We start from the raw sequence: 24,703 nt of genomic DNA on the forward strand, positions 1-24,703 counted from the left end.
TAAGGAAATAAATCAATGTCTGTGATCGCGGTAATTGACTATGATATGGGGAATTTGCACTCCGTTTGTAAAGGCTTAGAAAAAGCCGGGGTAACACCTCAAGTAACTGACTCAGCTACAATTATTAAAAATGCTGATGCGGTTGTATTACCTGGGGTGGGTTCCTTTGACCCCGCGATGCAACATTTGCGATCGCGCAATTTAGTCGAACCAATTCAAGATGTAATTGCTTCCGGTATTCCCTTTTTAGGGATTTGTTTAGGGTTACAAATTCTGTTTGAATCTTCAGAAGAAGGTCAAGAAAAAGGCTTAGGAATATTCCCTGGAACAGTCCGACGTTTTCAGTCCGAACCTGGGTTAACTATACCCCATATTGGTTGGAATCAACTATCTTTAATTCAACCTGATTTACCATTATGGAAAACCATTGGTTCCCAACCTTGGGTATATTTTGTGCATTCCTATTATGTTGATCCAACTGATAGGAATTTAACCGCCGCTACCATTCAACATGGAAGTCAAATTATCACGGCTGCGATCGCAAAAGATAACGTGATGGCGGTACAATTTCACCCGGAAAAATCCTCTAACGCCGGGTTAAAAATATTGGATAATTTTGTTGAATTAGTTCAGGGTGAACCTCAAACCATTGAGATGAGAAACCAAGTTTCTGTATAATATAAACCCAGTTTATTATTGATTGGAGGAATAAATTTTTGAGTTTAAGAATCTATGGAAACCGCCTCTTAAAAACCTTACCCGGAGAAGAAACCAGACCGACATTAGCTAGAGTGAGGGAAGCGGTTTTTAATATTTGGCAGGTTAAAATAAAAGGCTGTTGCTGGTTAGATTTATGTACGGGTAGTGGGTCAATGGGGGCCGAGGCATTATGTCGGGGGGCGGCGGTTGTGATCGGGATTGAACAACACGGGAAAGCCTGTAAAGTTATTCAAGAAAATTGGCAAACAATGGCGGATTCTTCCCAACAAATTCAAGTAATTCGGGGAGATATTTTAGGGAAATTAAAGATATTATCGGGGCAAAAATTTGATTGTATTTATTTCGATCCGCCCTATAATAGCAATCTTTATCAACCTGTATTAGAAGCCATATCTCAATATCAACTTCTATCTGATCACGGGGAAATTGCCGTAGAACACCATACCCATCGTTGGCAGATTCAACCAATTACAGACCTAGAAATTTGTCGAGAAAAAACCTACGGCAATTGTGCTTTAACCTTTTATTGTTTAAAATAATAAACACAGATTTAAGAGGGTTTCACAGATTTTAATCTGTGTTAATCTGCGTAATCCTTTTAAATCTGTGATCCCCATTATTGGAGTTTTTATGTCCTACGAAAAAGAAAAAGAAATTGCGATTACAGCCACATTAAGTGCTTGGAAACTGTGTGAAAGAGTGCGGGAAAATATTCCCCAAGCTATGGAGAAAAATGATAAAAGTCCTGTCACCGTGGCTGATTATGGTTCTCAAGCTATTATTTGTAAAGCTTTAGCAGAAGTATTCCCTAATGATCCGGTTGTCGGGGAAGAAGATGCCACGGAATTACGAACTCCAGAAATGGCGGAAAATTTAGCAAAAATTACTGAATATGTACAGGAAATTATTCCTGATGCTACTTCAGAACAAATTATAAACTGGATTAATCAAGGGAATGGCAAGGTTGAAAAAAGGTTTTGGACATTAGACCCAATTGATGGTACAAAGGGCTTTTTAAGACAGGATCAATATGCGATCGCCTTGGCTTTAATTGAGGATGGAGAGGTGAAAGTTGGGGTGATGGGATGCCCAGCTTATCCGGTGGAAAATCATCAACCTGGGGCCCTATTTGTGGCGGTTAGGGGACAGGGTGCAACGATGATAATAGTAGCCACGGGGGAAGAAATTCCGATTCAAGTTGTACCGGAAAATGATATGGAAAATCTGCGATTTGTAGGTAGTATTGAAGCCAGTCATGGTGATATTGAACGCCAGGATGCTGTGGCTAAAGCGGTGGGAATTATTGCCCCAGCAGTTAAGATGGATTCTCAGGCAAAATATGGGGCGGTGGCGTCTGGAAAAGCGGCTTTATATTTGCGACTTCCCTCTCCTAAAACCCCTAATTATCGGGAGAATATTTGGGATCATGCGGCGGGGGCAATTGTAGTAGAAGAAGCGGGGGGACGGGTGAGTGATATGTTTGGTAAACCTTTGGATTTTGCCTCTAATCCTAAGATGTTAGATAACCGGGGTATTATTGTTAGTAATGGGATTATTCATGATACGGTTTTAGGGGTATTAAATCAATAATTATTTGATGGTTTCTGCAAGGCTCAGGCAAAATGGCTATAATGTCTGTTCTCTTGTCGGGAGCCTCGCTATCCCTCTGGGTTTAAATTTGGGTCGCTTAGAGAAACTGAAAAAAGTCAATGATTACCGGAAAGGGGAACAAGGTATATAGCAACCGCTAAGGCAGTTAGGACACCAGACGGATCTTGGAACCCAGACGGTGAAGTATTTCCCCCGGTGTTCCCTCCCCCCCTAGCCCCCTGTGCACCGGGGGTTTGGGGGGGCTGTTCCGGTGTTCCCTGCTATATTACAGAACCCGCCCCTACGGGTTATCCATTTTCTCCTTAAAAATATCACCTAATTTTTGTCCTTTGGGTAACTCAATAAAAACCCGATCTCCAGTTTGTAAACCTTTCAATACTTGAATTTGATTACCGATTTGGGAACCAACGGTAACGGGGTGAAATTGTGGCTTATTATTAGCATCGGGAAGTAACACCCCCGCTTTACCTTTATTTGTTACAATAGCAACGGTGGGAACCACTAACGCTTGTTTGAGTTTCTCCCCAATAAAACGTAAATCAACATTCATTCCCGACTGAAGTTGATCTTTTCCGGTTTCGATAATAATTCGAGCTTGAAATAACGTAACATCCCGTTCTTTTACCGCTTCGGGGGCAATAATATTAACTCGACCTTTAAATACTTGATCGGGATAGGAGTCGGCAATAATTTCAACGGGTTGATTAGGTTTAATTTGAGCAATATCCGCCTCTGGAATTTTAGCTAAAACTTCTATATCTTTGGCTAAAGCAACAATAGAAGTGGAAGTGGCTGAAGTGGCTTCGGAAGCTGAAGTTGCTGGGGTAACAAAGGCACCTTCAACGGCATAACGTTGGGTAATAATTCCCGAAAACGGGGCGCGAACTTTGGTATCTTCGATTTGAACTTGATAGAATTTTACCTGTCCTTCGGCTTCAGCAACTTCCGCTTTTGCGGAGGTAATTTCCTCTGAACGAGTGCCATTTTTTAACTGATTTAATTTACTTTGGGATTCAGCAACTTCTGCTTCTGAACGAGCAATTTCTTCAGCACGAGTGCCATTTTTGAGTTGATTTAAGGCTTGACGTTCCTGTTCAACATTAGCTTGTCTTTGTTGAATTTGCGATCGCTGACTTTGTTGTAATTGTTCTAAGCGTTTTTCCGCTTCATTTTGTAATGCTTCTAACCGTCGTTGATCGCGGAAATATTCATCTAATCGATCCTGAGAAATTGCCCCTTCTCCTTTTAAATTTTGATAGCGTTGTACCCGTTCCGTCGCTAATTTTAATTCGGCTTTGTTGGCATCAATTCTAGCTTTTGCTTGATCAATTTCATCAATTAAACTACCTGATTGAGCATCTTTTAAACGAGATTCCGATTCTTTTAAACGAGCTTTTGCCTGAGCAATTTCTTCGGGACGAGTCCCCGATCGCAGTTGAGATAAATTAGCTTTAACCTGATTTAAACGAGCTTGAGCTTGAACAATTTCCTCCGGTCGGGTTCCGGTTTGCAGCTTGTCTAAATTAGCTTTAACCCGATCCAAACGGGCTTGGGCTTGGAACAGTTGGGCTTCAATTTCGCCACTTTCCATCCGCGCCACAATATCCCCAGCTTGGACAATATCCCCCTGTTCCACATATAATTGCGCTAACCGCCCTTGGGTTTTGGGACTGAGGTTTACCCGGCGCACGGGTTGAACTACCCCACTGGCGGTAATTTTCACCGTTAAATCCTTCGCTTCCACCGGAACCGTCAGGGTCGCGATCGCATCGGGCTTAATTTGATTCCGACTCCGGGCTAAATAAACCGTTGCCAGAATAGCCAATAGTCCCGAAGCCAAAATTGCAATCATCCAAGGTTTCCATCGCCGTCGGGGAACTTCCGAGAACTGAACGGGATGTTTCACTTCCCCATTGCGTTGTACCGTTTCCTCTTTTGGGCCAGTTAACATAACAGATGCGGGTGCGGGTTGATCAGGAACAGAATCAGCCCTGAAGTTCAGAACATGATTCTGTTAATATATCAATTCTAACGATTTCCGTTAATATTTCTTGACGATTAACCGTCAACCCTCTTGAAATAAAGGTGTACTCAAATAACGTTCACCGAAACTTGGCTGGATCAAAACAATCAGTTTTCCTTTATTTTCAGGACGTTTACCCACTTGAATAGCCGCATATAAGGCTGCCCCGGTGGAAATTCCCGATAAAATCCCTTCTTCCCTGGAAATCCGACGGCCAAAAATCATGGCATTTTCATCAGTAACTTGAATCACTTCGTCAATCATATCCACATTCAAAACCGGAGGAACGAACCCCGCCCCAATCCCTTGAATTTTATGGGGGCCAGGTTTACCCCCGGATAAAATTGGACTATTGGCGGGTTCTACTGCGATCGCCTGAAAATCCGTTTTGCGTTGTTTCAGGACTTCAGCTATCCCGGTTAAAGTCCCTCCAGTTCCCACTCCAGAGATTAAAATATCTACAGAGCCATCGGTATCGGCCCAAATTTCCTCGGCGGTGGTTTTGCGGTGAATTTGGGGGTTGGCCGGATTCTGAAATTGTTGCAACATATAGGCATCGGGCAGGGTATCCACAATTTCCTGCGCCCGGCGGATACAGCCACTCATCCCTTCAATTCCGGGGGTGAGTTCCAATTCGGCACCATAGGCTTTTAACATTGCCCGCCGTTCTGAACTCATGGTTTCGGGCATAGTTAAAATTAAACGATAGCCCCTAGCGGCGGCCACCATTGCTAAGGCAATTCCAGTATTACCCGATGTTGGTTCGACTAATACCGTCTTACCCGGAGTAATCATTCCTTCTTTTTCAGCAACATTAATCATATTCACCCCAATTCGATCCTTGACCGAAGCCGAGGGGTTCATGCCTTCTAATTTGACCACTATTTGAGCCACACACCCTTCCGCCTTGGGAATCCGGTTGAGTTGGACGAGGGGGGTGTTACCGACTAATTCCGTAATGTTATGGGCGATACGCATAATTAACTTGAAGATAAACAACAATGATACAAATAGTTTGAGGAACTCATCCCTAAGCCTTCAGATGTAATACATGATATCCTTCTGTTGTCGGGCATCTCTTTGTTCACAAAGGTCTTTTAAGCTGTATTTTTGTAATACAGAATTCGCCATTTGCTCTGCTTCCTGCCAAAATTCCCAGATCACCGTACCTTCAACGGTATTAGGGCAAGAATTTTGAGGAGACGCTTCGGGATCTGATCCCTCTAAGCACTTCACCACATCAAACAGAGTAATTTTCCCTGGTTCCTTCCCCAGATAATATCCACCTTTTGAGCCTCGTTGACTGCGAACAAGGCCACAGCGCCGCAAGGTAGCCAGCAATTGTTCAAGATAGCGATCAGGAATGTTATGCTGGGCGGAAATTTGGCGGACTTGCCTCGGTTCTGGATCATCATAGTGAGTTGCCAACTCCATCAGGGCGAGAAGGGCATACTGACTTTTGCAAGAGAGTTCCACGCAGAAATCATTCAAAAATGTTTCACGATTCTAGTATACTCCGGTTTTCCCCTGGGAATTTGTTAGTTTCGCGACGTTATACCCGATATAGCAGTCCTAAATCAGTGTCAAGAGCATGATATACAGAATTAATTGAATAGATTTGGAGAATTTAGAAATTTTTTATCAGAAATAAATGGGGATAAAGAACCTGATGATTTTTTAATTACTTGTATTTTATTTGCTCCTAATGCTCCGCAACAAAATCCGGTTGAAGATATTTGGTTACAAGCGAAAAACTTTTTGAGGAAGTATTGGTATTTATGCAGGTCGTTTAAGATTATCAAATTTTTGTTTGAGTTCTTTACCAAAGAACATAAATTTGATTTTCCCAAAATTCATCAGTATACTTATACATAGAAAATCATTTAGGATTGCTATAGTTTTTTATTATGCCTTTATAATTTAACCCTCTCTGATCAGGCTCAATAATGCAGCTAAACCAAACCCAATAATTATAATTCCTGAAATCCGGTTAATCCATTGTAAAATATGAGTGTTAATTCTATCTTGAAATAAACTAACCCCACTGACTAAAATTAACCACCATAATCCCGATCCTAAAAAGACTCCTAAAACCAGGATTCCCGCATCCCAATAATTGTTTGTTATGCCTAAACCCAATCCAGCAAAAATAGCAATAAATGATAAAATAGTGATGGGATTGGTAATTGTTAGAAAAAAGGTTGAAGCGTAAGCACTTATCATTTTTTTCGATGTTTTTGCCACTTCTTCTGTTGGTTTTTCTAAGGCTATTTTAAATCCCAAATAACATAAAAATAATCCACCCATCAGTTTTAATCCCATTTGTTGACTCACCAAATAATTAGAAATGATGGTCAATCCAAATCCCGCAATAAAGCCATATAAGGCATCAGCAGTAGCGGCCCCCAATCCAGTAAAAAATCCCGCCCAATACCCTTGAGACAAACAACGACGAATACACAAAATCCCGATGGGCCCAACGGGGGCGGCAATGGAAAAACCAATGATTAAACCCTTAGCTAAAAAACTGATATCCATAATCAATTTAAGGACAAAAGGACTTAGATAGCCCTAAAGGGCTTACTACTATATGATCAGGAGGTAAACTCAGCATAACTCAAAACGGAACCATGATCACCCATAACACTTTAGTTTTAGCAACGGATTTAGATGGGACATTTTTAGGGGGTTCTCTACAGGAACGACAGAAATTTTATAACTATTTGCAGTCAAAACGCGATCGCTTATTATTAATTTTTGTCACAGGTCGTAGTTTAGAATTGACCTTGCGTTTATACGAAGAAAAAAACCTAATCATTCCCAGACCTGATTATATTATTGGGGATGTAGGAACAACCGTTTATGAGGGAAAAACCTTAACACCCGTTGCCCAAGTCCAAAATTGGATTGCCGATATTTGGGGAAATTCTAGCGAATTTGCTACCAAAATATTAGTCGATGAACCGAAATTAATCCTACAACCCCTATCCCCTAAATATCGAGTTTCCTATTATTATAAACCCGATCAAAATCAAGATCGAATCATTAAAAAAATTCAAGATGCCGGATTTGATTGTATTACCTCGGCGGATAAATATTTAGATATTTTGCCCAAAGGTATTGCTAAAGGTTCAACGTTGCTAAAACTAATGAATTACTTAAAAATTGCTTCCCATCAAGTGATTACATCTGGGGATTCCTTAAATGATTTACCCTTATTTGAAACCGGACTTAAAAGTATTGCGGTAGGAAACTCCGAATTAAAATTACTCGATAAAATCAAACCTTTAAAAAATGTTTATTATAGTAATTTCCCTGGAGTTACAGGAATTTTTGATGGAATTCAATATTATAATCAAACCTTCTAAAATCTGATGGGCTTTATGATTCAAGATTCTACTATTATGTCTGACTCCTCAGTATCAAATGAACCCTTAACTTTAGCCATTTTAGGTGCGGGGGCTTGGGGTTCAGCCCTCGCCCAATTAGCTCGTTATAATGGTCATACCGTCCATTTGTGGTCACGGCGTTTAGATAATTCCTTAGCCGAAAGTATTGACTCCATTGATGTCTTAGTTTCTGCAATTTCAATGAGAGGAGTTGCCGTCACCATCGAACAACTGCAAACCCTAAAATTACCCGATAAAATCCCGATTGTCACCGCTACAAAAGGTTTAGATCCTGATAGTACCCTAACTCCTTCCCAACTTTGGGGAATGGGGTTTCCTGACCATCCAATTGTAGTTTTATCTGGGCCGAATTTATCCGCAGAAATTGAACAGGGTTTACCCGCCGCCACGGTGGTAGCGAGTGAAGATTTAGAGGCGGCAAAGATTGTGCAACAGGTATTTGCTTCTAATCGCTTTCGGGTTTATACCAGTTTCGATCCGATGGGAACAGAATTAGGAGGAACCCTAAAAAATGTAATTGCGATCGCGGCGGGGGTTTGCGATGGGTTACAGTTAGGAACTAATGCTAAATCGGCATTATTAACTCGCGCCTTAACCGAAATTATTAGAATTGGAACCCATTTAGGGGGGAAAACAGAAACGTTTTTTGGATTATCCGGTTTGGGGGATATGTTAACCACTTGTAATAGCGCTTTAAGCCGTAATTATCGGGTAGGTTATGGATTAGCAAAAGGCAAAACCTTAGAACAAGTATTAACGGAATTAGGAAGTACGGCCGAAGGTGTAAATACTACTAATGTTTTAATTGAAATTGCCCATCGGGAACAGATTCCTATACCAATTTCCTGGCAAGTTTATCAGCTTTTAAATCATCAAATCACCCCCCAAAAAGCCGTAGAAGCCTTAATGGAAAGGGATTTAAAACCCGAATTTTATCGTTAGAAGGTGAAGGAAGAAACCAATTAGGTATCAGACCCAGCACTCCCAGGACTTACGCAAAACAACCATATCTAGTAGGGGCGAACGGCCGTTAGCCCCTACAGATGGTGTATAATTGGGTATTCTGCGTAAGTCCTGACTCCCCTCAAGATTCCGGTCAAACCAGACACCGTTTGATTGTTAAAGATTTTTCTGCTAATCTCTATCTATAGATAGAGGCACGACTAGAGGAGAGTCCCCTATATTGATAAGCGTACTGGGTGCAATCCTTTATTCCCTCTGGTTAGTCTGGTGGAAACAGAGAGTCAATTCAATCGAGTTATCGATTGTGACTCTCTATTATTTTTTGGGGGTTATTTTGTCGGAGTCTATAGCGCTACGCATTAAAGTTAGGACACTTCTAAATCCTGAAACTCATTCACTGCTTACTGATCCGGTGTTCCGGTGTTCCGGTGTTCCCTAGTGCGTAGCGCTATAGTGGGACAAATGGAAAATATCTGCAAACACTTCCCGCTCAGATAAAATTCGCGTAGGATTTGGCGAATCATACACCACTAATAAACCGGGTTGTCCTAAACTATTAAAAAGTTCTAATCCGTCTGCTTTATGGGTAGTGTTGACTATCATTATTTTGGCACTGCTAACTAGCAATATTACTTATAAGCAAAAACATAAAAACCTTTAACAGTATATGAAGAAAAAGATGTTAGTCATGGACGAAACATTTGCAGAAAAAATTAAAGCACATTGGTTAATTGAAAATCAAGTACATTGGGTCAAAGATGTGAATTTTAATAAAAATAATGGCTATCTTTTGTTATCAATAAATATCAAAATCGTTCATGTTTAATATTTCCAAATTATTTGATAGAAACTAGAGAGAATTTGACCGAAAAAATCATCAATTTTTTTTGAATATAGCGATCGCATTTTTGAAAATGAAAAAACCCTGCCGTGCACGGGGGGTTGTTCCGGTGTTCCCTCTCTCAACTAGGTAATTTATTTTGTGCAATTACTTATATGAATAACTCAGAAATTGTGTCTCATTCTTTTGATAGATGATTTATGAAATGCTTTTCTATATAATCGGGAGTACAAATAGCTTTATCAATAAAAAATGTCTAATTTAATTGAATTTTATCTTTTCGCTCCTTATAACAAAGAAGTAGCTTTAATCGGAAATTTTTCTAACTGGAAAGATATTCCGATGCAAAAGGATGACAAGGGTTATTTTCGGACTCAAGTTGAGTTAGAAGACGAAATCTATCAATACAAATTTCGAGTCCGTTCAAAAAGTTGGTTTTTAGAACCCGATGAGTGGATAGAAGTTGTTGACCCCTACGCCACGGATATTGATGATGCGACTCAAAACGGCATAATTAGGATTAAAGATGGGGAAAAAATTGTTGATACTTATGTTTGGAAAAATGATGACAAACCCTTACCCCCCGATCATAAATTAGTGATTTATGAAATGCACGTCGGGGATTTTTCGGGAGGAGAAGATGATATCCATTCCCGGGGTAAATATCAACACGTTATGGAAAAGTTAGATTATTTGTATGAATTAGGGATAAATGCGATTGAATTAATGCCTGTTAAAGAACATCCAGGGGATCATAGTTGGGGATATAATCCTCGCTATTTCTTCGCGTCCGAGTCTAGTTACGGCACAACGGAACAATTAAAAAACCTGATTGATGAATGTCACGGGCGAGGAATTCGAGTGTTAATTGATGGGGTTTATAACCATTCCGAAGCATCCTGTCCTTTAACTCAAATTGATCATGATTATTGGTATCACCATAGCCAGCAAGATACGGAATATAACTGGGGCCCAGAATTTAATTATGAACACTATGATGAAAAATTAGGCACTTATCCGGCTCGGAAATTTATTGGGGATACGGTAAGATTTTGGACTAAAGAATATCATATTGATGGTATTCGTTATGATGGAGCCAAGCAAATTGGCAACTATGATTTTATGGCTTGGGTCGTGCAGGAAGCTAAACAGGAAGCTGGGGTAAAACCCTTTTATAATGTGGCTGAATATGTGCCGGAAACCCCCACTATTACCAACAGTGATGGGCCGATGGATGGCTGTTGGCATGATAGTTTTTATCATACTCTCACGGATCATTTATGTGGCGATACCTTTGATTTAGAACAACTTAAAGACATTTTAGATGGTAAACGTCAAGGGTTTATGGGGCCGAATAATATTGTAAATTATTTGGGTAATCATGATCATAATCGCTTAATCGTGGAATTAGGAAATCGGGGAATTTTTGATGATGAAGTGTTTAAACGAGTGAAATTAGGGGCGGCATTATTAATCACGGCCGTAGGTATTCCGATGATTTGGATGGGAGAAGAATTCGGAGAATATAAACCCAAAACCTTTGAATCTGCTAAACTGGATTGGAAATTACTGAAAAATGACAGTAATCAGAGTTTATTTGAACATTATAAAGGCTTGATTTTTCTACGGGAAACTAATCATGCTTTATATAGTGGCAATATTGATTTTTTCCATGAAGATCCTGATAATAAAGTTTTAGCTTATACCCGATGGAATGATCAAGGTTCTCGGATTGTGGTGGTTGTGAATTTCTCTGACAATTATTTTGCAGGTTATCAAGTTTCTCACTTCCCAGCCAATGGAACTTGGCATGAGTGGACAAGTAATTATGATATTCAATCGGGAGATGATAATATTATGATCGATTTACCTGAATATGAGGCTAAAGTTTTTGTTTGGAAAGGATAAACAGGAGGGTAATGATTTGCCCACATCCTCTCTTACCCATTAATAGTTTATATAGCAACCGCCAAGGCAGTTAGGATACCAGATGGATCTTGGAACCCAGACGGTGAAGTATTTTCCCCCGGTGTTCCCTCCCCCCCTAGCCCCCCGTGTACGGGGGGTTTGGGGGGGCTGTTCCCAGATCCGGCGTTCCCTGCTATAGCACCTAACTCTGCTCAATTTTTTGGGCTTGATAGAGTTGTTTAAACAGACGTTGTTGTTGATTATGATCGACAATAGGTTCGGGATAACCGCAGGATTTGCGATCGCGAGTTGATATCTTTCCAGTGACTAATTGTTCTATTTCTAAACTTCTTAATTCTGGCAACCATTGGCGAATATATTCGGCTTCGGGATCGAATTTTTGGGTTTGACTGGCGGGGTTAAAAATTCTTAATGGTTTAGTATCCATTCCACTGGACGCACTCCATTGCCATCCCCCATTATTAGCAGCTAAATCTCCATCTATTAGGGTTTGCATAAAGTATTTTTCTCCCCATTGCCAATTAATAATTAAATCCTTGGTTAAAAAATTAGCCACAATCATCCGACATCGGTTGTGCATCCAGCCACTTTCATTTAATTGTCGCATGGCGGCATCAACAATTGGATAACCTGTTTTTCCTTCGCACCAGGCTTGAAAATGTTGTTCATTATTATGCCAAGGAAAGGTTTTAAATGGTTCTCGATAGGGGCCTAATTCTAATTCGGGAAAATGATATAAAGCGTGTTGATAAAATTCCCGCCAAGCCAATTCCTGTTGCCAAGATTGAATTTGCTTTCGGGCTTCATCACTGCGACAAGTTTCTATCGCTTCGAGGGTTTTTTCCCAGACTTTTCTAATACTAATTACCCCAAATTTCAAGGCTGCACTCAGTTGAGATGTGCCATCAATGGCGGGAAAATTACGCTGTTCGTCATATTCATATAAAGCGCGATCGCAAAATTCCTCTAGGCGTTCTTGGGCGGCTATTTCTCCAGGTTCCAAGATTAAGGAATTTTCCCAAATAAAGCCTAATTTTTGGGCGGAAGGTAAGGGAATAACGCCGATTTTTTCGGCTAATTCCTGTTCGGATTCAGTTAAACTAATTAAGCTGGGAGAGAGGGGAGGTTTTGGTTTAGCTTTCGGTTTAAGATTAAAATTACGCCAAAAAGGAGTATAAACTTTATAGGGTTCTTGAGATTGGGTAAAAATTTGATCCGGGGGGTGAAATAACTGATCCCAAGTCGTTTTTGTAATAATTCCCATCGAATTTAATGCTTCTGAAACGATGCGATCGCGTTCTCTAGCCAATGGTTCAATATCTAAATTAAAGTAAACAGCTTTCGCTTTTAATTCCCTGGCTAATTTAGGAATTATTTCTTGAGGTTTTCCCTCTAATATTAATAATTGACTTCCTAGTTTTTGATATTGTTTCTGTAGATAGTCTAAACAACCAATCATATAGTGAACCCGGACTGGAGCAATATCATCTCGGTTTAAAATATTGGGATCTAAGCAAAATAAACCGACCACTTTAGAACTATATTCACAAGCATTGAACAGTCCTAAATTATCATCAATTCTTAGATCTCGTCGATGCCAAAATAAAATTAAATCTTCAGACATGATTGGATTTCAGTATATAAACTCTCTTTATTTTATCCTATTTTAATTAAAATTAATAATTAGGATTGAAGATTAAATATTTAAAAATGGTTTAGCTAATAGAAAACTAGAAATAGTTTTAGCATCTACAGGTTCACCATCTAAAATTGCTTGTTCTAGTTCTTTGGGAGTCATTAAAACCGTCTCAATATCCTCATCCTCATCCTGTTGCGGGGGCGTTTCTAATTTTTCTAAATCTTGGGCTAAAAACGCATAAATAATTTCATCACAATAACCGGGTGCTAATATAAATTGTCCTAATTTTTGCCAGCGATGGGCGCGATATCCGGTTTCTTCTTCGATTTCTCGCTTAACAGTTTCGGCGGGATCTTCATTTGGTTCAATTGTTCCGGCGGGAAATTCTAAAGTTCGTCCGGCGACCGCAAACCGATATTGTTTGACTAAGACTAATTTACCTTCTGAAGTCACGGGAATAACTAACGCCCCCCCGGGATGACGAATACATTCCCAGTCCCCTTCTACTCCATTAGGAAGACGTAAAGTATTGACATCAAAACTAAACTTTCGTCCTTGATAAAACAGACGATTTTGTAAAATAGTTGGGGGTTCCGATCCGGGTTTTGTCATAATATTTTAAGAGTAATTAGGGTTAAAAAAATTAAAGTTTTTGAATTCCTGAACAATCAACGGTTTCTAGGAGTTGAAAGACAGTTTTTTGTGTCACCGGATCAATCCAATTCGGGGCGATTTCCGCCAGAGGAATTAATACAAACGCCCGTTCTCTCATCCGGGGATGGGGAATTTGTAAGGTCGGTGTTTCCCAGATTAAATTATCAAACAAAAGTACATCTAGGTCAAGGGTTCTTGGCCCCCAAGGTTCTCGTCGCACCCGCCCCAGTTGGATTTCAATAGCTAATAGTATTTCTAATAGACTATCAGGTTTGAGTTGAACTTCCAGAATAGCACAACCATTAATATAATCCGGCTGTGGAGGGCCAACAGGAGCGGTTTGATACCAACTCGAACAGGATTTAACTTGGATCTGGGGATGCTGATTTAGGAGAGTTAATGCGGTTTTAACTGTTGTTTTAGAGTCTCCCAAATTACTACCAAATGCGATCGCAACGGGGCTATACTTCATGGTTTTAGATATAGGGAATAGTAATGGGTAATGGACTGAAAACTGTTAACTCTTAACTGATGACTGATGACTGATAACTGATAACTGATGACTGATTAACTTCCTCCAGCAAATTGAATCGGACTACCTGGTTGACCAATATTAGTATCAAATTTAAAATCAGTGATACCATCAAGAATTGCAATCAATTCTGTCTCTTTTCCAGTTAATAAATATATCGCTGTTCCTTGGGGTAAATTTTCCGGGGCGGGGGCTGGTAGATAATTACCAGGGCCTAAAAGAATCACATCTTCGGTGGGATTAAAATTAACAATCAGCGCATAATCCACAAATCCAATGATACTTCCTGCCCCATTAACATAATAGGTTTGAGTTCCGTCTCCCAAAACAAAGGTATCATTCCCCACTCCTCCGCTTAAAGTATCAATTTCCACAAATCCCGCCGGTTGAGAATTCGGGTCAACCCCAGTCAAAACATCATTTCCTTTATCACCACTGACAAAATCATTGCCAGCACCGCCAATCAGGGTATCATCGACTTGACCTCCATAAAGGCTATCATCACCTTTACCACCATTGATTTGATCACTTTGCTTATCCCCTTGGAGAAAATCATTCCCTAGACCCCCTACAAGGGAATCTTCCCCCTGACCACCATAGATAAAATCATCATCCTCTGCTCCGAGTATGGTGTCATTATCCTCGCCGCCATAAAGGGTATCGCTACGCAGTCCCCCATTCATACTATCGTCACCTTTATCACCTATAATTAGATCTCGACCATCCTCACCTAATAGGCTGTCATTATTAATCCCCCCATATAAGGTATCGTTATCCGCGCCTCCATTGATTAAATCATCACCTTTATTTCCTTGTAGTAGGTCATTTCCCCCTTCTCCGACCAGGGTATCGTTATTTTGACCGCCATAGAGAATATCATTACCTGCATTCCCATTCAGAGAATCATCTCCGGTAAATCCTGAAATCAGGTCATCCCCCCCTAAACCAGCGACTAAATCCGGTCTATCAGTTCCTAACAAGGTATCATTTCCCTCGCTTCCCTGAACCAAAGAGGACGTGATCGGAGTTGGTGTGGGAGTTGTCGGGGTAGGAGTTGTTGGCGTTATAGGGCCTGTGGGAGTAGGAGTTGTCGGTGTGGGAGTTGTCGGTGTGGGAGTTGTCGGTGTGGGAGTAGGAGTTGTCGGTGTGGGAGTAGGAGTTGTTGGTGTCGTGGGTGTGGGGGGAGGTGAAGGGGGAAGGGTGGGAATTGGGGGAGTTACGGGGGGCTGAGGTTGAGGAATAACAGGGGTAGGAGGTTCAAGAATATCACCAGTGCCCTCCCTACCTTGGGGAATTGGAGAGAGAATTTCGACCTTTGGGTTAAAGCTGATGGTAACTTCAGGTTGATTATGAAAGGAAGGACTAGAGTTTAACAGATTAAATACAATATTTGTGCTATTATTTTCTCGAATACGGTGGGCTTGGAATTCATTCATAGAATTAACCTCGGTTCTCGGTTAAGATTAGCTTAATACTTATATATCTCATAAGTTGAACAACTTGTAAAATTTTTTTTGATTAATTTTCTATTTATTCATGTTTTTTAAATATTTTCAAAGCTCGATTCGACTTTTTTTTCAATATAAATATTTTAAAAGTTTCCGTTCGTTTTTTCCTGGCGATCGCTCTTTTTTTATTCATTAATTTTCAACAATCTTGGAGTCAGGGTCTACCCCATTCCCCTGAAATTCGGGGGGTTTGGTTAACTAATGTTGATAGTGATATTTTATATTCTTCCCAGCATTTAACTTCTGGATTACAACGCTTAAAATCCTTAAATTTTAATACTATATATCCGACTATTTGGCAAGGAGGTTATACCTTATACCCCAGTCCCGTTGCTCAAAGAGTGTTTGGAGTTGCAATTGATCCTAACCCGGGATTGAAAAAAAGAGATGTTTTACAGGAAATCGTGACTCAAGGACATCAACAGAATTTTACTGTTATTCCCTGGTTTGAATTTGGGTTTATGGCCCCTGCTAGTTCAGAATTAGTTAAAAAACATCCAAGTTGGCTCACTCGAAAACAAGACGGTAGTTTGATCGAAAAAGAAGGAGTTGAAGAACGGGTTTGGTTAAATCCTTTCCATCCTGAAGTTCAACAATTTATTTTAGATTTAATTGCTGAAGTTGTTAAAAATTATGATATTGATGGGATTCAATTTGATGATCATTTTGGTTTACCTGCGGAATTTGGCTATGATGATCATACCATTAAATTATATCAAAAGGAACATAACGGACAATCTCCTTCTCCTGATTTTTATGAAACCTATTGGGTCAGATGGAGAGCCGATAAAATTAATCAATTCATGAAAAAAACCTTTGAAACCATCAAATCAATTAAACCCAATTGTATTGTATCTTTATCCCCAAATCCCTTACATTTTTCCTTACCTGCTTACCTACAAGATTGGTTTACTTGGGAAAGAAAAGGATGGATAGAACAATTGGTTTTACAGATTTATCGTCCTGATTTAAACCGATTTATCACGGAGTTAGAACGTTCAGAAGTCACCTTGGCAAAAAATCATATTCCCGTAGCCATTGGAATTTTAAGCGGGTTAAAAAATCGTTCAACTCCGATGAATATTATAGAACAACAAATAGCAGAAATCCGCAAACGTAAATTTGCTGGGGTATCTTTCTTTTTCTATGAAAGTTTATGGAATTGGTCAGAGGAATCTGAATCAGAACGTCAACAAAAACTAAAACATTTATTCCCGAATTATGTAAATATTAATGATGTTCAGGTTGAGTTTAAATCCTAAATTTGCTCATTTTTTTATAGAATTTGATCAATACTCTCAACCACTTGCTCAATAAAGTTACAGGTAACTATAGCAAGCCCTAAAATAGATTTTGCGACTACCCTATCAAAAAATCAAATTATTTTTTAGAGCAAATCGGATTAACTCTGTACGATTATTACTATCTGTTTTCCTTAATAAACTACTCACATATTTCTCAACAGTTCTGGGACTTAGGTGTAAGTGATCGCCAATGGCAATATTAGAGAGTCCTTCGGATAACAACTCTAGGACTTGATGCTCTCGTTCGGTTAGACTAATCTTTAAAGCGGGTTGTAACCTCCTTGCTACAGGATCTAAATCCCCATCAGGGAAATCCGCAACCGAATCAGATAGACGGACTCGCCATTCCGACTCAATTAATTGCGATCGCTCTAATAAAGCCCGAATTACGACCCCTAATTCCTCTAACTCAAAGGGTTTGGGCAAATAATTATCACATCCGAGTTGATACCCTCGAATTCGTTCTTTGGTACTGGTATGGGCGGTTAAAAAAATCACCGGAAGCAGACGAAAAACAGGACGAGCACGGACTTTCTTGATCAGTTCATAGCCATCCATCTCAGGCATACCAATATCTGTCACGATCAGGTGAGGCTGATATTGCTCCACTAGGTGCAGCGCCTCCCGACCATTCTCCGCGGCAATTACCGAATAGCCCGAAATGTCCAAGTAATCACTAATCGAGAGGCGAGTCCCTAAATCATCATCAACAACTAGAATTGTTAGAGGCATAGGGGCAGAGGGTCAGGGGGAGCAGGGGCAGGGGAGGTAGGGGGGCAGGGGCAGTAGGGGAGTAAGCGGTGCGAGCGTCCTCGCTCGCTAATAATCAATACATCAATACCTCAACAATTAATAATTGAAAATCAGCAGTTACCAGTGAATACTTGCCATTAAGGATGCTGGTTTTGCTAGATTTCCTACTAATAATACGCCTCGTTGATTGGTAGCTAAATGTCGCAGAATTTTATAAATGGCTTCAATTTGATCAGGGACTCCCGCCTTTTCAGCCAGGGTTTCCAGAGATAGAGCTTGACCTGCATCTTGGAGGACTTGAATAATTTTATGTTGTAATTCCAGAACCTCTGCGGCTGCTTTTTTCCCGGCTTCAACCCCCGGTTGATGGTAAGCGTTAATATTGACTAAAGACGCATATAAACCCACCGCCCGCTCATACAAAGCAATTAACGCGCCAACAATTTCGGGGTTAACTTCTGGAACCGTAATGGTAATTGAATCCCGATGATTTTCATACAATGCTTGCCGGGTTCCGAGTAAAAATCCCGATAAATAATCCCCTGATGTTACACCAGGTTCTACTTCAATAGAAGGCAAGGATCGATCCTGTAAGACTTCAATAAAGGTGGCAAAAAAGTTAGGAACTCCGTCGCGTAATTGTTGAACATAGGCGTGTTGATCTGTTGATCCTTTATTGCCATAAACCGCAATTCCTTGATAGACAATATTACTATCGAGGTCTTTTTCTTTCCCTAAAGATTCCATAACTAACTGTTGTAAATAACGACTAAACAACAGCAAACTATCTTTATAGGGTAAAACCACCATATCTTTTTCGCCCTTACCATTTCCGGCATAATACCAAGCTAAGGCTAATAAGGCCGCCGGATTGGTTTTTACCTCCGGTTTACGGGTAGCGATATCCATAGCTTTCCCCCCGGCTAACATTTCCCGAATCTCAATCCCCTGTAGGGCCGCAGGTAATAGCCCAACGGCCGACAATTCAGAAGTTCGTCCCCCCACCCAATCGGCCATGGGAAAGGTGGTTAACCAGCCTTCAGCATGGGCCTGTTGATCGAGTTTACTGCCAACACCCGTAACAGCCACGGCTTGTTGGGCAAAGTTTAAGTTTTGGGCAGAAAAGGCATTTCGTACCTCAATCATGCCGTTACGGGGTTCTGGAGTGCCGCCGGACTTAGAAATGACCAGCACTATGGTACTTTTGAGGCGATCGCCAATTTTAGCCAAAACCCGATCGATGCCTCTAGGATCAGTGTTATCAATAAAATGAATATTCAGGACTGGGTGATCTGGGGCTAGGGCTTCCGCCACAAATTCAGGCCCCAAAGCCGATCCGCCAATGCCAATGGATAAAATATCAGTGAATTGGGCTGCGTTTGGCGGTTTAATCTCCCCTTGATGAATCTTGGCCGTAAAGGTTTCTATTTTTTCTAAGGTTTCAACAATTTCTTGCTTGAGATCCTGGGTTGGGGCTAGATCGGGGTCACGCAACCAATAATGGCCGACCATCCGGTTTTCATCGGGGTTGGCGATCGCTCCTTTTTCCAAGGCGTCCATAGCTTTAAAAGCCTGATCAAACTTGGGGGATAAGGATGCAACAAAATCATTGTCGAATCCCATCCGACTAATATCCAGGTACAGTCCTAAGCTGTCGTGGTAGTATAGCCAATCTTGGTAGCGTTGCCAGAGTGCAGTGGCATCCATAGTCTTAAATTCCGCTATATTAATTTTTAGCTTAAAGTATAATGGGTTTAGATTAACTCTTTTTCGGTTAACAATTAAAGTTGACACTCCCCGCGTCTAAAGCCGGGGGATTCTTGAAGACTCCACAAACGAAGTTTCAATGGCGCTGGCAAAAACACCCTAGACGCTCAAAACAACTACCAGTACAAGAGGTATTGTAATTGCGCTTACTTTTGATTTTTTTAACGCTTTCCGAGTCCATCACAACGCCAATTAGGTACGCTCAACATCCTGCCATTATTCGCCCTTTAACTATTCCAAATCAAGTTGGATATGTCCGTTGCCGGGATTGCTCCGCACTAGGATGGTTCAACACGTAGATGGTTATTCTTCTTGCTTTGTCTTCATCATACCACTGTGGCTGAAGCCACACAGTCGTTTCACAGGATTTAAAAATCCCTACCGACTTATCCATGAGTCTGAAGCCAAGGGCTTGCGTCTCGTTTTTTGGTCAAGGCTGTCTCTTGATCCGTTAAACTGAAATGTGCTTGCCACCGGATCTATGAACTATGGCCAAAATTCTTGCGATCGCCAATGGAAAAGGGGGAGTGGGTAAAACCACAACCGCCATTAACCTGGCCGCCATTCTCGCCAACAACTTTAGCACCCTTTTAGTCGATACAGACCCCCAGGGTTCGGCTTGTTGGTGGGCTGAACAGGGTAACGGGGGAGAAATGCCCTTTGAGCATTCTTCCGAGACTGATCCCAGTTTGCTGTCTCGATTGAAGCAGGTAAAGGACTATGAATTGGTAGTGGTCGATACCCCTCCAGCTTTAAAGTCCGATGCGTTATTAGCCGTGGTACAGGTGGCCGATTATTTGGTACTACCAACCCAAGCCGCCCCGATGGATTTAGTGGCTTTAATTGAAACCGTCAGATCGGCGATTACCCCTTCTAAAGTTCCCCATCGGGTCTTGATGACTAAAGTTGACCCCCGCAGTTTAGGGGATGCTTTTGATGCCCAAAAATCCTTACAAGAAGCGGGGATTCCGGTATTTAAAAACATTATTCGCGCCTATAAAGCCCATGAACGTTGTCCCTTGGAAGGGGTACCAATTATTCAAGCCAAAAGTCATAATTCCAGGGAAGCCGCTTCGGATTATCGACGGGTAGCGGTGGAATTATTGAGGAGTTTAACAGAAAACAAAATTATTTAAACTTAATTCGATTAATTTGATTTTGTAACTCCTCAATTTGTCGGCGCAAATCATCGACTTCATCCTGAGATTTTTCGGCTTTCACATTAACCGAACCCTCTGCGGTAGCTTGTTGATAATTACCGGAACGAATTTTACTATATTCAACTGAATCATTCCACTCTTTTAAATATTGAATTCGTTCCACGGGAAAGGGATGACTTAACATCATGCCTTGACCCCCATTATAAAATAAAAACTTATAGACTTGATTTAAACCATCTTGATCTAAATCGCGATATTGTTCGGATTGACGAATAAATTCATCTAAACTACATTCATGGGCATATTTTGTACTCACTCCCGCTAATTGCATCATAGATTTCATCACGGATTTGAGATCATCCGTTACTAATAATGCCGCTCGGTCTGCGGATAATTCGGCTTTTCTTCGCCATTCATAAAAGGCATAAATTAAGCCACTATTGACTAAATTTCCTAACCCAAAAGTTAATTCCCCAATCATTGAAGCCACACCCATCGCCCAAATTGACATCTGATTTAAAATCGGATGACCACATTTTATATGTCCTAATTCATGGGCTAAAACGACCCTTAGTTCGGCTTCATCTACTAAGTCTAAAAGACCCGTATTCAAAATAATATAGGGGTGTTCCTGTCCGAGAGCATAACTATTAACTTGGGGATTTTGAGAGACAAATAAACCCGGTTCGGGAAAGATATCTAAATCTCTCACACATTCCCGAAAAATATGATAAATACTAGCATATTGTCTTGGCCCTACTTGCAGAGCATTTCCCATTAAGTAAACATATTGAGGACGTTCATAGATAAACTCAACAAATTTACTGGCGATTAAATCAAAGCCTGGAACACTTCTCAAAGCAACTTCTGCTTCTTTATCCAGGGGATGACGAAAGGCTTCGCTAGAAATTCCGGTGTAAGTTGGCATAATAATAATAATTTACAGGTTATCTGCTCAAGACGCACAGCTTTTGCCAGAAATTGTCTTAAATCAATCTCTGAATCTGGAGTGTCTGCAATTAATTCTATCACAGCTTGACTATCGGCTTCAATTGACGCTTGATAGAGTTGATTCATCCAGTCCTTAGACATCACTTTTAACTCCTCAGAAATCAACTCATTCTCTGAGTTTATATCTAAAATAGGCTGTATTTCTGCATAGATATACTGAATTCCTAGATGTTTAGCCAAAACCTCAAAAATATGATCTTCTGTAAAAGGTTTTCTAATAAAATCATCACAACCCGCCGAAAGCACAATCGCTTTTTCTTCTTCTAATACACTGGCTGTTACGGCAATTATGGCTGTAAGGTTGACCAGGAGCTAGTTTGATCACTCTTAGATGTGCTTCTTTACTATTATTGACTATTTCTTGACCCAATTTTACCTGAATATAAAATTGGAAAGTTGTACCTTTTCCTAATTCACTTTCAACGGAAATATCCCCACCCATCAGTTGAATAAATTTCCGACTAATGGCTAATCCTAAACCCGTGCCTTCTTGCGATTCTTTCCCCGCTCTAAGAGACGACTTTTTTTCATTTAAAGCAAAATGCTAATCGTAGTATGTAGATTTATAGTTAGCATTTCTATATCCTGTAATCAACTTTCAATTTGATTGTTGTTTAAATGGCGAAAGCAGAAATTTTAGTAAAGTTTGGAAACAAAGTTAGGCAAGAAAGACTAAAACAAAATCTTTCACAAGAAGAGCTTGCTGAGAAAGCCAACGTTCACAGGACATATATTGGCATGATTGAAAGATATGAAAAAAATATCACGTTAATCAATATTGAGAAAATTGCTATTGCTTTAGGTGTAACCATATCCGACTTATTTACTGAATAAACATATATGCAACCAAACCGTCAGCTAATCACTATTGGGGACAATCTAAATCAAATTAAGCAGTTGCTAAGTGAACTTGTTCTTTATCCTAGAATAAATGCTCTAAAATGGTCGAAGATAACGCAGCAAACACCTAATATTAAGATTGGTTATCCAGGGCAACATTTAGCATCTTTAATAACAGGAATGCCAGGGGAAAGGACTGGAGCAAGAGGTCACGATTTAGCAGACGGCTCTGAAGTTAAATCTTGTTCTAGAATTGATCAACTCGATCAATGCGAGATTTGTCAAGCTGCCGTTTCCAGAAGCGAACAGTTCTGTCCTGAATGCGGTTCAGAAAAGGTTAAACGCAAAGAGGATTCTAAGTGGCTCTTTACTATTAAGAGTGACAATGACCTTCGTGTACTTACACAAGAAGTAAGAAGATTAATACTTATTCTAGGTGATTATCCTAATTTTGAAGCGAACGATTTTGAGACATTAAGATTCCAATGTTTTGAAATATGGACACAAAGTGATCGTCATAAGCGCTTCAAGGATATTATGACTAATTATTACGATAATATTTATCTGCCAAAGAAACAAAAAAACTTAAATAATATAGCTCCTCAAAATTTTTGGCCGTACCAGTATCAATTTTATCTTTGCAACCCTATTTTAACATTTTCCTGCTTGGTACATAATTCAACAACAACATCTCTAAGAATAGAAGTTCAGACTTATATAGAGCCTGACTTAGATCGCTCTTCTCAGCCATCATTATTAATGCCAGCCAAACTTTTAAATAAGCAAGAAAAAAAGATAATTATCACTAAATTAAACTTAAAAAATATTGAGGATATACCGCAGATGATAACCGAAGAAATGAGGCATGATTTACCTCTAAGAAAAAGTAAAACATTTTCGACTAAAACTCCTTATCAAAGAAGAAAAAGAAAAAAATAAAAGATAACCCGCTAGATATAGGTAAAAACCTCGTATCAGGTGAGTATTTAATCTATTGCAGGCTATCAAAATCAATAACTAGCTGCTCATAAGGTGAACTCAACAAATCAGTGTTTGATATTTTTTTGTTTTTTTTGAAATTCGTTTGATCTATGATATTTTTATCATAAGTAATAAAACTTTCTTGATTGCTTTGAAATTCTAATTTTTTAATTCTTTCTTCAGCTATTCTTACATACTTATCTTCTTTTTCAATTCCCATAAAATGCCGTTTTAAATTAATACAAGCTAAAGCGGTGGAACCCGACCCCATAAAGGGATCTAAAACAATCATTCCTTCATTACTACTAGCTTTAATAATCCTCTCCATTAATTTAACAGGTTTTTGTGTAGGATGTTCCCTTTCTTCTTGATAAAAATCAATATCAGTCCACACATCTGTCACGCCCATCTCAATATTGAAAACTTGAGCAATATTTTCATAAGGATACTCAAACTCAAGAATTTCTTGTAACTTTCCCCACATTTCTCTGGTAGGAACTTGAGCAAGAATATTGTCACCTGTGTAAAGCGACCACATTCCACCACCATTCTCTTTGACACCAAGCTTTTTATTAATTTCCTGTGCTGTTAATTTGAGTTCTTTTTGCCGATCTTTCAGAAATTGCTTTATAAAAGGTTTACTGTCAAAAATAAAGAATAGTAAACTTTCTGTCACATTGGGGAACATTTTATAGCCTTTAGTTGCTCTGCCACCTATGGCTCTTATTCCCTTATCAATCACGATTTGCTGTCTTAAAAGAAATCCTAAATCACCGATTTCTGAACATAAAGGGATTAAGTTTCTCAAATAACCAAATAAATATAAGCTTCCTGATAATTTAATCACTCTTGCAATTTCCGACAGCCATGCAAAACACCATTGCGAATAATCGTTATGAGTTCGCCATTTGTAGTCCCATTGTTCACTAATTACTTTCCAGTATGGGGGATCGAGAATGATTAAATCTATACTGCGATCCGGTATCTCCTTTAAAATTTCGATGCAATCACCATGAATTATTTTATCTAAATCCATCATTAGCTAATTTTTGGGGTT

Annotated in this window: 26 protein-coding genes; 11 read left to right on the plus strand and 15 right to left on the minus strand. The window is 39.9% G+C overall.

Going from position 1 to position 24,703, the window contains the following annotated elements:
- The first annotated feature begins 15 nt into the window (after nucleotides 1-15).
- The 3 genes from hisH (at nucleotide 16) to NMG88_RS15430 (ending at nucleotide 2,310) form a co-directional block, all read left to right on the plus strand.
- A complete protein-coding gene (gene hisH, locus NMG88_RS15420) occupies nucleotides 16-678 on the plus strand; it encodes an imidazole glycerol phosphate synthase subunit HisH (protein ID WP_026796504.1) in 663 nt (220 codons plus the stop codon).
- A 38-nt stretch (nucleotides 679-716) separates the two neighbouring features.
- The gene (gene rsmD / locus NMG88_RS15425) at nucleotides 717-1,259 is read left to right on the plus strand and encodes a 16S rRNA (guanine(966)-N(2))-methyltransferase RsmD (protein WP_026796503.1); all 543 of its coding nucleotides are present in this window, start codon (nucleotides 717-719) and stop codon (nucleotides 1,257-1,259) included.
- Nucleotides 1,260-1,350: 91 nt separating this feature from the next.
- Nucleotides 1,351-2,310: a 3'(2'),5'-bisphosphate nucleotidase gene (locus tag NMG88_RS15430; RefSeq protein WP_227397850.1), complete on the plus strand. Its 960-nt coding sequence runs from the start codon at nucleotides 1,351-1,353 to the stop codon at nucleotides 2,308-2,310.
- 301 nt (nucleotides 2,311-2,611) lie between these two features.
- On the opposite strand, the gene NMG88_RS15435 is transcribed toward NMG88_RS15430, so the two are convergent.
- The 4 genes from NMG88_RS15435 to NMG88_RS15455 form a co-directional block, all read right to left on the minus strand.
- Nucleotides 2,612-4,282, minus strand: coding sequence for an efflux RND transporter periplasmic adaptor subunit (locus NMG88_RS15435; protein ID WP_235765796.1), 1,671 nt, complete (start codon nucleotides 4,280-4,282; stop codon nucleotides 2,612-2,614).
- 114 nt (nucleotides 4,283-4,396) lie between these two features.
- Nucleotides 4,397-5,332, minus strand: a complete 936-nt coding sequence (gene cysK / locus NMG88_RS15440; RefSeq protein ID WP_026795504.1) for a cysteine synthase A — start codon at nucleotides 5,330-5,332, stop codon at nucleotides 4,397-4,399.
- A gap of 60 nt (nucleotides 5,333-5,392) precedes the next feature.
- A complete protein-coding gene (locus NMG88_RS15445) occupies nucleotides 5,393-5,830 on the minus strand; it encodes an RrF2 family transcriptional regulator (protein ID WP_026787671.1) in 438 nt (145 codons plus the stop codon).
- 444 nt (nucleotides 5,831-6,274) lie between these two features.
- Nucleotides 6,275-6,892 (minus strand): LysE family translocator, encoded by a 618-nt coding sequence (locus tag NMG88_RS15455; protein ID WP_042154248.1) that lies wholly within the window; start codon nucleotides 6,890-6,892, stop codon nucleotides 6,275-6,277.
- Nucleotides 6,893-6,984: 92 nt separating this feature from the next.
- On the opposite strand from NMG88_RS15455, the gene NMG88_RS15460 reads away from it, so the two are divergent.
- The gene (locus tag NMG88_RS15460) at nucleotides 6,985-7,722 is read left to right on the plus strand and encodes an HAD-IIB family hydrolase (protein ID WP_026796499.1); all 738 of its coding nucleotides are present in this window, start codon (nucleotides 6,985-6,987) and stop codon (nucleotides 7,720-7,722) included.
- Nucleotides 7,723-7,758: 36 nt separating this feature from the next.
- Nucleotides 7,759-8,706: an NAD(P)H-dependent glycerol-3-phosphate dehydrogenase gene (locus NMG88_RS15465; protein WP_227365584.1), complete on the plus strand. Its 948-nt coding sequence runs from the start codon at nucleotides 7,759-7,761 to the stop codon at nucleotides 8,704-8,706.
- Between the two features lie 456 nt (nucleotides 8,707-9,162).
- Here the strand turns inward: NMG88_RS15465 and NMG88_RS15470 are convergent, their stop codons facing one another.
- On the minus strand, nucleotides 9,163-9,330 hold the full coding sequence (locus NMG88_RS15470) for a DUF3616 domain-containing protein (protein WP_144018136.1): 168 nt from the start codon (nucleotides 9,328-9,330) through the stop codon (nucleotides 9,163-9,165).
- Between the two features lie 85 nt (nucleotides 9,331-9,415).
- Between NMG88_RS15470 and NMG88_RS15475 the strand changes: the two genes are divergently transcribed.
- Together NMG88_RS15475 and NMG88_RS15480 are read left to right on the plus strand one after the other, a co-directional pair.
- A complete protein-coding gene (locus tag NMG88_RS15475; protein ID WP_158442131.1) occupies nucleotides 9,416-9,553 on the plus strand; it encodes a hypothetical protein in 138 nt (45 codons plus the stop codon).
- A gap of 267 nt (nucleotides 9,554-9,820) precedes the next feature.
- The gene (locus NMG88_RS15480) at nucleotides 9,821-11,476 is read left to right on the plus strand and encodes an alpha-amylase family glycosyl hydrolase (protein ID WP_026796497.1); all 1,656 of its coding nucleotides are present in this window, start codon (nucleotides 9,821-9,823) and stop codon (nucleotides 11,474-11,476) included.
- Nucleotides 11,477-11,678: 202 nt separating this feature from the next.
- On the opposite strand, the gene NMG88_RS15485 is transcribed toward NMG88_RS15480, so the two are convergent.
- The 4 genes from NMG88_RS15485 to NMG88_RS15500 form a co-directional block, all read right to left on the minus strand.
- Nucleotides 11,679-13,121 (minus strand): FAD-binding domain-containing protein, encoded by a 1,443-nt coding sequence (locus NMG88_RS15485; protein WP_254034826.1) that lies wholly within the window; start codon nucleotides 13,119-13,121, stop codon nucleotides 11,679-11,681.
- Nucleotides 13,122-13,193: 72 nt separating this feature from the next.
- A complete protein-coding gene (locus tag NMG88_RS15490; protein ID WP_042154245.1) occupies nucleotides 13,194-13,748 on the minus strand; it encodes an NUDIX hydrolase in 555 nt (184 codons plus the stop codon).
- 31 nt (nucleotides 13,749-13,779) lie between these two features.
- Complete coding sequence (folK, locus tag NMG88_RS15495; RefSeq protein WP_026796494.1) at nucleotides 13,780-14,262, minus strand: 2-amino-4-hydroxy-6-hydroxymethyldihydropteridine diphosphokinase; 483 nt, start codon at nucleotides 14,260-14,262, stop codon at nucleotides 13,780-13,782.
- A 95-nt stretch (nucleotides 14,263-14,357) separates the two neighbouring features.
- Complete coding sequence (locus NMG88_RS15500; protein ID WP_254035587.1) at nucleotides 14,358-15,758, minus strand: calcium-binding protein; 1,401 nt, start codon at nucleotides 15,756-15,758, stop codon at nucleotides 14,358-14,360.
- 152 nt (nucleotides 15,759-15,910) lie between these two features.
- Between NMG88_RS15500 and NMG88_RS15505 the strand changes: the two genes are divergently transcribed.
- Entirely contained in the window at nucleotides 15,911-17,092 is a 1,182-nt protein-coding gene (locus NMG88_RS15505) for a glycoside hydrolase family 10-like protein (protein ID WP_430204153.1), read from the plus strand.
- 105 nt (nucleotides 17,093-17,197) lie between these two features.
- On the opposite strand, the gene NMG88_RS15510 is transcribed toward NMG88_RS15505, so the two are convergent.
- Entirely contained in the window at nucleotides 17,198-17,866 is a 669-nt protein-coding gene (locus NMG88_RS15510) for a response regulator transcription factor (protein WP_042154239.1), read from the minus strand.
- A gap of 138 nt (nucleotides 17,867-18,004) precedes the next feature.
- Nucleotides 18,005-19,594, minus strand: a complete 1,590-nt coding sequence (locus tag NMG88_RS15515) for a glucose-6-phosphate isomerase (RefSeq protein WP_042154237.1) — start codon at nucleotides 19,592-19,594, stop codon at nucleotides 18,005-18,007.
- A 548-nt stretch (nucleotides 19,595-20,142) separates the two neighbouring features.
- Here NMG88_RS15515 and NMG88_RS15520 point away from each other — a divergent pair.
- A complete protein-coding gene (locus NMG88_RS15520; protein WP_042154235.1) occupies nucleotides 20,143-20,790 on the plus strand; it encodes a ParA family protein in 648 nt (215 codons plus the stop codon).
- Here NMG88_RS15520 and NMG88_RS15525 read toward each other — a convergent pair.
- From NMG88_RS15525 to NMG88_RS15535, 3 genes are read right to left on the minus strand one after another with little or no spacing between them, the layout of a single operon-like run.
- Nucleotides 20,783-21,742, minus strand: coding sequence for a M48 family metallopeptidase (locus NMG88_RS15525; RefSeq protein ID WP_235752787.1), 960 nt, complete (start codon nucleotides 21,740-21,742; stop codon nucleotides 20,783-20,785). The genes NMG88_RS15520 and NMG88_RS15525 overlap by 8 nt on opposite strands.
- Nucleotides 21,670-22,071, minus strand: coding sequence for a hypothetical protein (locus tag NMG88_RS15530; protein WP_227350624.1), 402 nt, complete (start codon nucleotides 22,069-22,071; stop codon nucleotides 21,670-21,672). Before NMG88_RS15530 ends, NMG88_RS15525 begins: the two co-directional genes overlap by 73 nt.
- The gene (locus NMG88_RS15535; RefSeq protein WP_144390534.1) at nucleotides 22,052-22,291 is read right to left on the minus strand and encodes an ATP-binding protein; all 240 of its coding nucleotides are present in this window, start codon (nucleotides 22,289-22,291) and stop codon (nucleotides 22,052-22,054) included. Before NMG88_RS15535 ends, NMG88_RS15530 begins: the two co-directional genes overlap by 20 nt.
- A 152-nt stretch (nucleotides 22,292-22,443) precedes the next feature.
- On the opposite strand from NMG88_RS15535, the gene NMG88_RS15540 reads away from it, so the two are divergent.
- Nucleotides 22,444-22,659 (plus strand): helix-turn-helix domain-containing protein, encoded by a 216-nt coding sequence (locus NMG88_RS15540; protein WP_042154231.1) that lies wholly within the window; start codon nucleotides 22,444-22,446, stop codon nucleotides 22,657-22,659.
- A gap of 6 nt (nucleotides 22,660-22,665) precedes the next feature.
- Nucleotides 22,666-23,604, plus strand: coding sequence for a MamI family restriction endonuclease (locus NMG88_RS15545; RefSeq protein WP_042154229.1), 939 nt, complete (start codon nucleotides 22,666-22,668; stop codon nucleotides 23,602-23,604).
- Between the two features lie 52 nt (nucleotides 23,605-23,656).
- On the opposite strand, the gene NMG88_RS15550 is transcribed toward NMG88_RS15545, so the two are convergent.
- Nucleotides 23,657-24,685 carry a DNA-methyltransferase gene (locus NMG88_RS15550; RefSeq protein WP_042154226.1) on the minus strand — a complete coding sequence of 343 codons (1,029 nt, stop codon included), beginning with the start codon at nucleotides 24,683-24,685 and terminating at the stop codon, nucleotides 23,657-23,659.
- Nucleotides 24,686-24,703 lie beyond the last annotated feature (18 nt).

Origin of the sequence: Planktothrix agardhii (assembly GCF_904830935.1) — a bacterium.
Classification (GTDB): Bacteria; Cyanobacteriota; Cyanobacteriia; order Cyanobacteriales; family Microcoleaceae; genus Planktothrix; species Planktothrix agardhii.

Bases quoted from the DNA above. Each gene is read 5' to 3' on its own strand.
- NMG88_RS15455 (WP_042154248.1), bottom strand. From the start codon at position 6,892: ATGGATATCAGTTTTTTAGCTAAGGGTTTAATCATTGGTTTTTCCATT.
- NMG88_RS15470 (WP_144018136.1), bottom strand. From the start codon at position 9,330: ATGATAGTCAACACTACCCATAAAGCAGACGGATTAGAACTTTTTAAT.
- NMG88_RS15515 (WP_042154237.1), bottom strand. From the start codon at position 19,594: ATGGATGCCACTGCACTCTGGCAACGCTACCAAGATTGGCTATACTAC.
- cysK (WP_026795504.1), bottom strand. From the start codon at position 5,332: ATGCGTATCGCCCATAACATTACGGAATTAGTCGGTAACACCCCCCTC.
- NMG88_RS15475 (WP_158442131.1), top strand. From the start codon at position 9,416: ATGGACGAAACATTTGCAGAAAAAATTAAAGCACATTGGTTAATTGAA.
- folK (WP_026796494.1), bottom strand. From the start codon at position 14,262: ATGAAGTATAGCCCCGTTGCGATCGCATTTGGTAGTAATTTGGGAGAC.
- NMG88_RS15510 (WP_042154239.1), bottom strand. From the start codon at position 17,866: ATGCCTCTAACAATTCTAGTTGTTGATGATGATTTAGGGACTCGCCTC.
- NMG88_RS15520 (WP_042154235.1), top strand. From the start codon at position 20,143: ATGGCCAAAATTCTTGCGATCGCCAATGGAAAAGGGGGAGTGGGTAAA.
- NMG88_RS15480 (WP_026796497.1), top strand. From the start codon at position 9,821: ATGTCTAATTTAATTGAATTTTATCTTTTCGCTCCTTATAACAAAGAA.
- NMG88_RS15500 (WP_254035587.1), bottom strand. From the start codon at position 15,758: ATGAATGAATTCCAAGCCCACCGTATTCGAGAAAATAATAGCACAAAT.
- hisH (WP_026796504.1), top strand. From the start codon at position 16: ATGTCTGTGATCGCGGTAATTGACTATGATATGGGGAATTTGCACTCC.
- NMG88_RS15490 (WP_042154245.1), bottom strand. From the start codon at position 13,748: ATGACAAAACCCGGATCGGAACCCCCAACTATTTTACAAAATCGTCTG.
- NMG88_RS15460 (WP_026796499.1), top strand. From the start codon at position 6,985: ATGATCACCCATAACACTTTAGTTTTAGCAACGGATTTAGATGGGACA.
- NMG88_RS15540 (WP_042154231.1), top strand. From the start codon at position 22,444: ATGGCGAAAGCAGAAATTTTAGTAAAGTTTGGAAACAAAGTTAGGCAA.
- NMG88_RS15485 (WP_254034826.1), bottom strand. From the start codon at position 13,121: ATGTCTGAAGATTTAATTTTATTTTGGCATCGACGAGATCTAAGAATT.
- NMG88_RS15545 (WP_042154229.1), top strand. From the start codon at position 22,666: ATGCAACCAAACCGTCAGCTAATCACTATTGGGGACAATCTAAATCAA.
- NMG88_RS15465 (WP_227365584.1), top strand. From the start codon at position 7,759: ATGTCTGACTCCTCAGTATCAAATGAACCCTTAACTTTAGCCATTTTA.
- NMG88_RS15435 (WP_235765796.1), bottom strand. From the start codon at position 4,282: ATGTTAACTGGCCCAAAAGAGGAAACGGTACAACGCAATGGGGAAGTG.
- NMG88_RS15525 (WP_235752787.1), bottom strand. From the start codon at position 21,742: ATGCCAACTTACACCGGAATTTCTAGCGAAGCCTTTCGTCATCCCCTG.
- NMG88_RS15430 (WP_227397850.1), top strand. From the start codon at position 1,351: ATGTCCTACGAAAAAGAAAAAGAAATTGCGATTACAGCCACATTAAGT.
- NMG88_RS15550 (WP_042154226.1), bottom strand. From the start codon at position 24,685: ATGATGGATTTAGATAAAATAATTCATGGTGATTGCATCGAAATTTTA.